This window comes from Bosea sp. F3-2 (assembly GCF_008253865.1).
Classification (GTDB): domain Bacteria; phylum Pseudomonadota; class Alphaproteobacteria; order Rhizobiales; family Beijerinckiaceae; genus Allobosea.
This window is the reverse complement of the sequence record NZ_CP042331.1, coordinates 3,300,854-3,310,000: the sequence shown is the minus strand read 5'-3', so window position 1 is coordinate 3,310,000 and position 9,147 is coordinate 3,300,854. Positions and strand designations below refer to the sequence as shown.

General features: G+C 66.6%; 10 protein-coding genes (1 of these 10 running past the window's edge). 9 read left to right on the top strand and 1 reads right to left on the bottom strand.

The window, feature by feature from the left end; genetic code table 11:
* Nucleotides 1–647 carry the 5' portion of a LysR substrate-binding domain-containing protein gene (locus FQV39_RS15335; RefSeq protein WP_149131085.1) on the bottom strand. It extends 271 nt beyond the left edge of the window, so only the first 647 of its 918 coding nucleotides appear in the window; its start codon is at nucleotides 645–647; its stop codon lies beyond the left edge, outside the window.
* A gap of 92 nt (nucleotides 648–739) precedes the next feature.
* Here FQV39_RS15335 and FQV39_RS15330 point away from each other — a divergent pair, with 92 nt between their 5' ends.
* The 9 genes from FQV39_RS15330 to FQV39_RS15290 all read left to right on the top strand — a co-directional run bounded on the left by FQV39_RS15330 (nucleotide 740) and on the right by FQV39_RS15290 (nucleotide 9,139).
* A complete protein-coding gene (locus FQV39_RS15330; protein WP_149131084.1) occupies nucleotides 740–1,858 on the top strand; it encodes an NAD(P)/FAD-dependent oxidoreductase in 1,119 nt (372 codons plus the stop codon).
* Nucleotides 1,839–2,135 carry a (2Fe-2S)-binding protein gene (locus FQV39_RS15325; RefSeq protein WP_149131083.1) on the top strand — a complete coding sequence of 99 codons (297 nt, stop codon included), beginning with the start codon at nucleotides 1,839–1,841 and terminating at the stop codon, nucleotides 2,133–2,135. Before FQV39_RS15330 ends, FQV39_RS15325 begins: the two co-directional genes overlap by 20 nt.
* Nucleotides 2,132–3,553 (top strand): FAD/NAD(P)-dependent oxidoreductase, encoded by a 1,422-nt coding sequence (locus FQV39_RS15320; protein WP_149131082.1) that lies wholly within the window; start codon nucleotides 2,132–2,134, stop codon nucleotides 3,551–3,553. Before FQV39_RS15325 ends, FQV39_RS15320 begins: the two co-directional genes overlap by 4 nt.
* Nucleotides 3,550–4,680 (top strand): NAD(P)/FAD-dependent oxidoreductase, encoded by a 1,131-nt coding sequence (locus FQV39_RS15315; protein WP_149131081.1) that lies wholly within the window; start codon nucleotides 3,550–3,552, stop codon nucleotides 4,678–4,680. The genes FQV39_RS15320 and FQV39_RS15315 overlap by 4 nt, the downstream gene beginning before the upstream one ends.
* The gene (locus tag FQV39_RS15310; RefSeq protein WP_149131080.1) at nucleotides 4,677–5,621 is read left to right on the top strand and encodes an ABC transporter permease; all 945 of its coding nucleotides are present in this window, start codon (nucleotides 4,677–4,679) and stop codon (nucleotides 5,619–5,621) included. The genes FQV39_RS15315 and FQV39_RS15310 overlap by 4 nt, the downstream gene beginning before the upstream one ends.
* Nucleotides 5,618–6,484: an ABC transporter permease gene (locus FQV39_RS15305; protein WP_149131079.1), complete on the top strand. Its 867-nt coding sequence runs from the start codon at nucleotides 5,618–5,620 to the stop codon at nucleotides 6,482–6,484. Before FQV39_RS15310 ends, FQV39_RS15305 begins: the two co-directional genes overlap by 4 nt.
* 557 nt (nucleotides 6,485–7,041) lie before the next feature.
* Nucleotides 7,042–7,761: an amino acid ABC transporter permease gene (locus FQV39_RS15300; RefSeq protein WP_149131078.1), complete on the top strand. Its 720-nt coding sequence runs from the start codon at nucleotides 7,042–7,044 to the stop codon at nucleotides 7,759–7,761.
* Nucleotides 7,758–8,414, top strand: a complete 657-nt coding sequence (locus tag FQV39_RS15295; RefSeq protein ID WP_149131077.1) for an amino acid ABC transporter permease — start codon at nucleotides 7,758–7,760, stop codon at nucleotides 8,412–8,414. The genes FQV39_RS15300 and FQV39_RS15295 overlap by 4 nt, the downstream gene beginning before the upstream one ends.
* Entirely contained in the window at nucleotides 8,411–9,139 is a 729-nt protein-coding gene (locus FQV39_RS15290; protein ID WP_149131076.1) for an amino acid ABC transporter ATP-binding protein, read from the top strand. The genes FQV39_RS15295 and FQV39_RS15290 overlap by 4 nt, the downstream gene beginning before the upstream one ends.
* The last annotated feature ends 8 nt before the right edge of the window (nucleotides 9,140–9,147 follow it).

The window sequence follows — 9,147 nt, the reverse complement described above, 5'->3', positions numbered from 1 at the left end:
CCATGGGCCTCGAACACCTGCCCGATGCGCCGGCTCGTGAAGCTCTCCGGATCGAACGAGACGAAAGCGGTCCCATCGAGATCGTCGGGCGTGATCACGCCCTTCTCCGCCAGCGGATGGTCGAGCGGCAGGATGCAGACGAGTGGATGGGCCATCAGCGGCTCGCTGGCAATGTAGGGGTTGTCGATCGCCGCAACGGTGAAGCCCACGTCGAGCTTCCGGGTGACGAGCCCGTCGGCGATCCACTGCGAGCTGCGCGACTGCACGGAGCAAAACACGCCTGGCTGCCGCGCGAGGAAGCGCGAGGTCGCCTGCTGGATGAAGGAGCCGGAAAGCGCCGGCATCACGCCGATCAGCAGCCGGCTCTGCTCGTCGCGGCGGATCGCTTCGACCGCATTCTCGACCTGGCGTACGCCTGCGAAGATCCGGTCGATTTCCTCATAGAGTCTCATTCCACGCCGGGTCAGCACCAGCCGGCCCTTGACGCGGTCGAACAGCCGCAGCGCCGTATCCTCTTCCAGATGGGCGATCAGCTTGCTCATGGCGGGCTGCGAGATGTTCATCATCTCGGCAGCCCGGCTCACCGTTCCGTATTCGATGACCGCCTTGAAGGCCTCGATCTGACGCAGGTTGAGCCGCCGCACCATCGCATAACCCTGAGGAATAGTGTCGAGAGAAAAACGACTTTGACGAAATACAACATGGCTTCCTAACGTCGAAGCCGGCAAGGGAAATTCGCATGCGTCCGGACATCGTCGTCATCGGAGGAGGAACGGTCGGTGCGGCCGTGGCCTATGGCCTGGCGAAGCAACGCGAGAAGGTGCTGCTGCTCGATGGGGACGACGGCGATTTGCGGGCGGCACGCGCGAATTTCGGGCTGGTCTGGCTGCAGGGCAAGGGGCTCGGCATGCCGGCCTATCAGGCTCTGACGCGCGACAGCATTGTGCGCTGGGGCGGTTTTCGCGACACGCTCCAGAACGAAAGCGGGGTTGATCTGTGCTACCGGCAGGACGGCGGCCTCGCCTTCTGCTTCGGCGAGGAGGCATTCGAGAAGCGCCGCCTCGAGCTCATGCGGCTGCACAATCAGTTTGGCGAGGGCGAGCCGGACTGGGAGATGCTCGACCGCTCCTCCCTGGAGCGGCTCGTGCCGAAGGTCGAGTTCGGCCGGGCAATTTCGGGCGCGAGCCTCGGCCACTACGATGGTCACTGCAATCCGCTGCGGCTGCTCGCGGCGCTGCACGGAGCCGTCCTGCGGCATGGCGGCAGCATCCGCCACAAGGCGCGTGTCGATCGGATCGAGCCCGCGGGCAGCGACTTCCGGCTTTCCCTCGAAGGCGAGACGTTCGTCGCGCCACGGATTGTCATCGCGGCGGGCCTGGGCTCGCCGGCGCTTGCCCGTCAGGTCGGGCTCGAGGTGCCGGTCCGTCCGGAGCGCGGGCAGGTGCTCGTCACCGAGCGCCTCGCGCCCTTCCTGCCGCTGCCGGCGAGCGGCCTGCGCCAGACAGAGGAAGGCACGGTGATGATCGGCGCGACCAAGGACCATAGCGGCTTCGACGTCTCGACGACGACACAGGCGGCCGCCTGGCTGAGCCGCAAGACGGTCGACATCGTGCCCGCTTTGGCCAATGTCAGGCTCGTCCGGCAATGGGCCGGGCTGAGGATCATGACGCCGGACGGCTATCCGATCTACGCCCAGTCCGAGAGCCATCCCGGCGCCTTCGTCGCGCTCTGCCATTCGGGCGTGACGCTCGCCGCATTCCATGCCGAGGCGCTGGTCGCCGCGGTCGCCGCGGGTTCCCTGCCGGACGCGTTCTCCCCATTCCACCAGAGTCGTTTCGATGTTCCGCAAGCTGCATGATCCGGGGCCGGCCGCCGTCACGGTCCATATCGACGGGCGGCCTGTCATCGCCGAGGCCGGAGAAAGCGTCGCGGCAGTGCTGCTGCGCCAGTCCGAGGGCTGGAGCCGAACCACGCCGGTCTCGCTGAGCCCGCGCGCGCCCTACTGCATGATGGGCGTCTGCTTCGAATGCCTCGTCGAGATCGACGGCTATGGTTCCGTCCAGGGATGCCTGACGCCCGTGAAGGACGGCATGCACATCATCCGCCAGCAGGGGCGCAGGAGCCTGTCGGCATGAACGCGCCTTTCGCCAAAAACGAGGACCATACCGACCTGCTTATCGTGGGCGCGGGGCCGGCCGGCATGGCCGCTGCCGTCACCGCCCGCCAGCATGGCCTGTCCGTGCGGGTCGTCGACGACCAACCGACGCCCGGCGGCCAGATCTGGCGCGGCATCGAGACCGTCGCCGCCTCGCCGCGCCTGGCCCGGCTTGGTGCGGCCTATCGCGCCGGCGTCGACCGTGCCGCGGCCTTCCGGCTCTGCGGCGCGCTCTACGAGCCGCAGAGCCAGCTCTGGCAGATCGAGCCGGGTTTTCGGGCGTTCCTGACCCGTGACGGCCAGGCGCGCAGCGTGACGGCCGGTGCCGTCATCCTCGCCACCGGCGCGCAGGAGCGGCCGGTGCCGTTCCCCGGCTGGACGCTGCCGGGCGTGCTGACGGTCGGCGCGGCGCAGATCCTGCTCAAGACGGCCGATTCCGTGCCGGAAAAGCCGGTCTGGATTGCCGGCAGCGGGCCGCTGCCGCTGCTCTATATGACGCAGTTGCTCGCGGCGGGCGGAAAGATCGCGGGCTTCCTCGACACCACGCCGAAAGGGCGCATCGGCGCTGCGCTGCGCCACCTGCCGCGTGGACTTAGGCGGCTGGGCGATCTCATCAAGGGGCTGTCGTGGTCGGTGGCGCTGAAGCGGGCCGGGTTTCCGATCATCCGCCACGTCGCCGAGTTGCGAGCGGAAGGCGATGGGCGCCTTCAGCGGCTGCGCTACCGCACAGCGGATGGCCGGGAGGGCGAGACTGCCGCCGAAGTGCTGCTCGTGCATGAGGGCGTCGTGCCGAACATCCATGCGCCGCTGGCGCTCGGCTGTGCGGTGAGATGGGATGGCGGCCAGCACTGCCAAGTGCCAGTGCTCGACGCCTGGGGGGAGACTTCGCAGGCCGGCATCTTCGTCGCCGGCGATGGCGGCGGCATCGGCGGCGCCGAGGCGGCCGAGCCGCGCGGGCGGCTCGCTGCGCTGCGCGTTGCGATGCAGCTCGGAAAGCTCGACGAAGCCAGGGTTGCAACGGCCGCGCGGCTGGAACGGGCGGCGCTGGCGCGCGCGCTCGCCCTGCGCCCTTTCCTCGATGGGCTCTATGCGCCGCGCCCGCAGGTGTTCGCGCCCACCGACGAGACGCTCGTCTGCCGCTGCGAAGAGGTGAGGGCCGGCGAATTGCGGGCGCGGGCCGTGCAGGGCCGGCCGGGTCCCAACCAGCTCAAGGCCTTCACCCGCGCAGGGATGGGCCCCTGCCAAGGCCGGCAATGCGGCTACACCATGGCCCATATCATCGCCGCCGCGCAGAACCGGCCGGTCGAGGAGGTCGGCTTCTATCGCATCCGCCCGCCGCTGAAGCCCGTGACGCTCGGCGAACTCGCCAGCCTCGACGAACGGAAGCCGGCGGCATGAATACCGAGGCGTTCGACGTTGCGGTGGTCGGAGGCGGGCTGCACGGCCTGTCGGCGGCGCTGCATCTGGCGCGTCGCGGCCGCCGGGTCGTGGTGATCGAGCGCCACTGGACCGGCCGGCATGCCTCCGGTGCTACGGCCGCGGGCGTGCGCACGCTGGGCCGCGACATCGCCGAGATTCCGATCTCGCTGGAGGCGATGGAGATGTGGCACCGGATCGCGTCGATCGTCGGCGACGATTGCGGCTTCCATGCCCATGGCCAGCTCCGCATCGCGGAGCGGGAGGAGCATATGCCGGACCTGCTCCAGCGCGAGGTCCGCATGCGCGCGCTCGGCTACGGCCATGAAGAGATGATCGACGCCGCCGAGCTGCGGCGTCTCGTGCCGGCGCTGAGCCCGCATTGCGTCGGGGCGCTGGTGGCGCGAGGCGATGGCGCCGCCGATCCGCACCGCACCGTGCTTGCCTTTCGCAACTCCTGCGAGGCCGCGGGCGTGATGATCGCCGAGGGCTGCGGCATCGAGGCCGTCGACCGAGAGAAGGCGGACTGGCTTCTCGTCTGCGACGCGCGACGGTTCCGGGCGCCTGTCGTCGTCAACGCGGCGGGCGCCTGGGCGGCCCGGTTCGCGGCACTGTTCGGGGACCGGATCGCGCTCGGGGTCCGTGCCTCGATGATGATCGTGACGGAGCGTCTTGCGCCCCTGATCGAGCCGGTCGTCAGCGTCGTCGGCCGGGCGCTCTCGTTCAAGCAATCGGATCAGGGCACGCTGGTGATCGGCGGTGGTTTGCAGGGCGCGGCCGATCTCGACCGCGAGCGCAGTACGGTGAACTTCGCCGAGCTTGCCAAGGGCGCGCGCGCCGCCAGCGATCTCTTCCCCGCCGTGCGCGGCGTCCGGATCGCCCGCTGCTGGACGGGAATCGAAGCGCAGACGCGCGACCATCTGCCGGTGATCGGGGCCTCGCCAAGCGCCGCCGGCCTGTTCCACGCTTTCGGCTTCTCGGGGCACGGCTTCCAACTCGTACCGGTGGTCGGCGCCATTCTCGCGGAACTCGTCATTGAGGGCGGCACGCGGCGCGAAATCGCGGCTTTCGCGCCGCAGCGCCTGATGGAAGAAAGGGCTGCGGCATGACGAGCTACGTTCTCAGACGCATCCTCCTCGCCGTCCCGACGCTGCTCGTCATGCTGACAGCGATCTTCGTGCTGGTCCGGCTCGTGCCGGGCGATCCCGCCTCCGTCATCCTAGGCGACCACGCGAGCGCAGCCGCGCTCGCCGCGCTCAGGCAGAAGCTCGGGCTCGATCAGCCGGTCTACGCCCAGTATCTTGCCTTCATCGGCAAGGTGCTCACCGGCGATCTCGGGCAGTCGCTCAGCACGGGCCATAGCGTCGTCCGGGAGGTGCTTCTCGTCCTGCCCTCCACGATTGAGCTGACCATTGCCGCAGTCGCGATCGGCCTCGTCTTCGGCCTGCCGCTTGGGGTGGCCGCTGCGCTCTCCCGCAATGGTTGGGTCGACTACGTCTCGCGCGTCGTCTCGCTGGTCGGCCTGTCCTTTCCGGCCTTCGTCTCCGGCATCCTCATGCTGATCGTCTTCGCGATCCAACTCGGCTGGTTCCCGGTCCTGGGCAACACCGGCACCTCCGGAGACCTGGCGGACAGGCTGCGTTCGCTGGCGCTGCCGGCACTCAACCTCGGCATCATCATGACCGCCTATGTGATGCGCGTGACGCGCGCCGCGATGCTCGGCGTGCTGACGGAGGACTATATACGCACCGCCCGCGCCAAGGGCGTGAGCCCCGGCCGACTCGTCACGACGCATGCGCTGCGCAACAGCCTGATCCCGATCATCACCGTGGTCGGGCTGTATTTCGGCACGCTGATCGGAAACTCCGTCCTGACCGAGATCATCTTCAACCGGCCGGGCTTGGGCAAGCTCATCATCGGCGCGCTCAACGCCCGCGACTACACGCTCCTGCAGGGGCTGATGATCATCTTCGCCATCTGCGTAATCGTCGTGAACACACTGACGGACCTGGCCTACGGCCTCGTCGACCCAAGGGTGAAATACACATGAGCGCAGTCGCGACGACCGTCGACATCCGCCCCGGCGGCCTCTGGCTCGCCTTCGCGCAGAACAAGCTGGCATGGGTCGGGCTCGTCCTGCTCGCGCTCATCGTCCTCGTTGCGATCCTCGCGCCCTGGCTTGCGCCCTATGATCCGCTGGAGCAGAACATCGTGGCGCGGCTGGAGCCGCCCTCGGCCGAGTTCTGGCTCGGCACCGATTCCTATGGCCGGGACGTGCTCTCGCGGCTGATCTATGGGGCGCGGATCTCGCTCTTCGTCGGCTTCGTCGCCATCCTCATCGCCATGCTGGTCGGCACGGCGATCGGCGTCGTCTCCGGCTATGTCGGCGGTGCGTTCGACCAGTTCGTCATGGGCGTGCTCGACGTGCTGCTCGCCTTCCCGACCCTGCTGCTCGGCCTGATGATCGCCGCCATGCTGGGCGCGAGCCTGGAAAACCTCATCATCGCGATCGCGGTGACCGAAATCGCGCCTTTCGCCCGCGTCGCGCGCGCGCCGACGATCACGCTGCGCCAGCGCGATTTCGTCGAGGCCAGCCGCTCCTATGGCTGTGGTCCGTTCAGGATCATGACGCGCCACATCCTGCCCAACATGCTCTCCGACGTCGTGGTGATGAGCTCGCTGTGGCTCGCCTCTGCCATCCGGACCGAGGCCTCGCTTAGCTTCATCGGGCTCGGCGTGCCACCGCCAACCGCGACATGGGGCAGCATGATCCGCGAGGGCTTCGAGAACATTCTCGATGCCTGGTGGCTCGCCGTCTTCCCGAGCCTCGCGATCCTGACGACGGTACTCGCGCTCAACCTTCTCGGCGACGCGCTGCGTGACGCCTCAGATCCGAGGTCCCGTTCGCGATGACCAGATCCCACCAATCCGCTCGGTTTTGAAACCGACGACGTGCTTGTCGTGTGAAGGTTGGCAAAAGCCGGGGCGGAGGCTCATTCCGACCGGCGTGCAAAGCCGCTGCGGCAGACATCGATCGGTTGCGAATGTCCGCTGCCGGGCGGCCGTGCAATGTCCACAGTTGGCGCTTCTGGTTCGCGCAACCATCAACACGCGCGAGGGGCGCGCTCATCGATGAGCGCTCCGACAATGCGCGAGGGAATGCCAGAGACGTGCTTTCGATGGGCACGATTTTCATGCCATCGAGCGCCCCGACCTTGCAGCTGTATGTTCGTTATATCGGATATACTTGGATGGCCTCCGGTTGTTCTTATCCGGCTTAATAGACAAGTTACTATCTGCGATACTTCGATATTGGGCGGGTGTAGCGGTTTAATCGATAATTCTCGAATTTACGCCTGCAATTTAGATGGCAAAAAATGCCGATTGACAATCCTGTCAGCAGATGGGTCAATTCCGGTATATCGGAATAGCGAATCCGCAGAGATTGCGTTTGCGATAGTGGGGGGCGGATGAACTACCGCTGGGACTGGTCGGTCCTGATACGGGAGCCTTTTGTCGATTGGCTGTGGAGCGGCCTGCTCCTGACCCTGGCGATCAGCATCGTGAGCTGGGCGGTGGCGCTGGCGATTGGCATCGTCGTCGGCGTTGCCCGCAGCTCCCCGTCGCGCGTGGCTCGCCTGCTGGCCGGCATCTATATCGATGTGTTTCGCAGCGTGCCGCCGCTCGTCCAGCTGTTCCTCTGGTACTTCGTCCTACCCGAGATCGTTCCCGACGTGGTCGGCCTGTGGTTGAAGCGCGACCTGCCTTATCCCGAGATCGTCACCGCGGTGATCGCAATCGGCCTGTTCGCAGGCTCGCGCGTAGCCGAGCAGGTTCGCGCTGGCATCGAGGCCGTTGGTGCACCGCTGCTGCCGGCGGCTCTCGCGACCGGCCTGCGCCCGATGCAGGCCTTCCGGCTGATCGCGTTGCCGCTCGGCCTGCGCGCCATCGTCGGGCCTCTGACCTCGGAATTCCTGATCACGATCAAGTTGTCATCGCTCAGCTTGACGATCGGCGTGCTCGAACTGACCGCGCAGAGCCGCCACGTCGAGAACTATACTTTTCAGGGCTTCGAGGCCTTCACCTTCGCGACCATCGGCTATCTGGTCATCGGTTTGTGCGCGACCGGGCTGATGCGCCTAATCGATAGCCGGATCGGCGGGGCCGCGCTGCGAAAGGCCACGACGTGAGCGATTTCGACTGGGGCGTAATCGCCCGCTCGTCCGGTTTCCTCGCGGAGGGCATGGCGCTCAGCGCGTTGCTGGTGCTGGTCGCGACGCTGGGCGGCCTTGTCGTCGGCTTCGGGCTGGCACTGATGCGCCTGTCTGAGCATCGGCTGATTTCCGTCCCCGCGGCCAGCTACGTCACGGTGATGCGCTCGTTGCCGCTGGTGCTGGTGCTGTTCTGGTTCTATTTCCTGATGCCGCTCGCCATCGGCCGGCCGGTCGGCTCGCTCACCTCGGCGCTGATCGCCTTCGTCCTGTTCGAAGCGGCGTTCTATTGCGAGATCATCCGCGCCGGAATCGGCAGCGTTCGCAAGGGGCAGAGCGATGCGGGGCTGGCGACCGGATTGCGCCGCTGGCAGGTCCTGCGACTGATCGTGATGCCGCAGGCGATGCGGGCCATGGGGCCGCTGATCCTCAATCAGATCGTGATCGTCTTCCAGGACACGTCGCTGGTCTATGTCGTGTCGCTGCACGATTTCCTTACCGCGGCGAGCGTCGTCGCCTCGCGCGACGGGCGCGCGACCGAGATGTATTCGCTGGTTGCCGTCGTCTATCTGGTGATCTGCCTGTCGATCACGAAGGTTGCCGAGTTCTACAGGAGGAGGCGTCCGTCATGATCGTTCTGGACGACGTGCATAAATTCTATGGCTCGCAGCAGATCCTCCGCGGCTGTTCGGCCGAAATTCGTCTCGGCGAGGTCGTGGTGGTCTGCGGGCCGTCCGGTTCCGGCAAGAGCACGCTGATCAAGTGCATCAATGGCCTCGTGCCTTTCGAACAGGGCACGATCACTGTCGACGGTGTTTCGGTCTCGTCGCCGAAAACCGATCTTCCCGCCCTGCGCTCGCGGATCGGCATGGTTTTCCAGAGTTTTGAGCTCTACCCGCACATGACGGCGCTGCAAAACGTCAGCCTGGCGCAGGTCCATGTGCTGAAGCGTTCGCAGAAGGAGGCCGACGAGCGCTCCGCAAAGATCCTGACGCGGGTCGGACTCGGCGGCAAGCTGGAGCATCGTCCGTCTCAACTCTCCGGTGGGCAGCAGCAGCGCGTATCGATCGCCCGGGCGCTGGCCATGAATCCGCAGGCGATGCTGTTCGACGAGCCCACTTCGGCGCTCGACCCGGAAATGATCAACGAGGTCCTGGAAGTGATGCAGGAACTCGCCCTCGAAGGCATGACCATGATCGTCGTCACCCATGAGATGGGTTTCGCCCAGCGTGTCGCCGATCGCGTTCTGTTCATGGATCGCGGCGAGATCGTCGAGGATACGCCCAAGGACCAGTTCTTCACGGCCCCCTCCTCAGAGCGGGCGAAGCAATTCCTGAAGCAAGTCCTGACGCATTGATGAGGGGG

Excerpts from the sequence above, each read along its gene's own strand:
- FQV39_RS15330 (WP_149131084.1), top strand. The coding sequence starts at position 740 with ATGCGTCCGGACATCGTCGTCATCGGAGGAGGAACGGTCGGTGCGGCC.
- FQV39_RS15325 (WP_149131083.1), top strand. The coding sequence starts at position 1,839 with ATGTTCCGCAAGCTGCATGATCCGGGGCCGGCCGCCGTCACGGTCCAT.
- FQV39_RS15320 (WP_149131082.1), top strand. The coding sequence starts at position 2,132 with ATGAACGCGCCTTTCGCCAAAAACGAGGACCATACCGACCTGCTTATC.
- FQV39_RS15315 (WP_149131081.1), top strand. The coding sequence starts at position 3,550 with ATGAATACCGAGGCGTTCGACGTTGCGGTGGTCGGAGGCGGGCTGCAC.
- FQV39_RS15310 (WP_149131080.1), top strand. The coding sequence starts at position 4,677 with ATGACGAGCTACGTTCTCAGACGCATCCTCCTCGCCGTCCCGACGCTG.
- FQV39_RS15305 (WP_149131079.1), top strand. The coding sequence starts at position 5,618 with ATGAGCGCAGTCGCGACGACCGTCGACATCCGCCCCGGCGGCCTCTGG.
- FQV39_RS15300 (WP_149131078.1), top strand. The coding sequence starts at position 7,042 with ATGAACTACCGCTGGGACTGGTCGGTCCTGATACGGGAGCCTTTTGTC.
- FQV39_RS15290 (WP_149131076.1), top strand. The coding sequence starts at position 8,411 with ATGATCGTTCTGGACGACGTGCATAAATTCTATGGCTCGCAGCAGATC.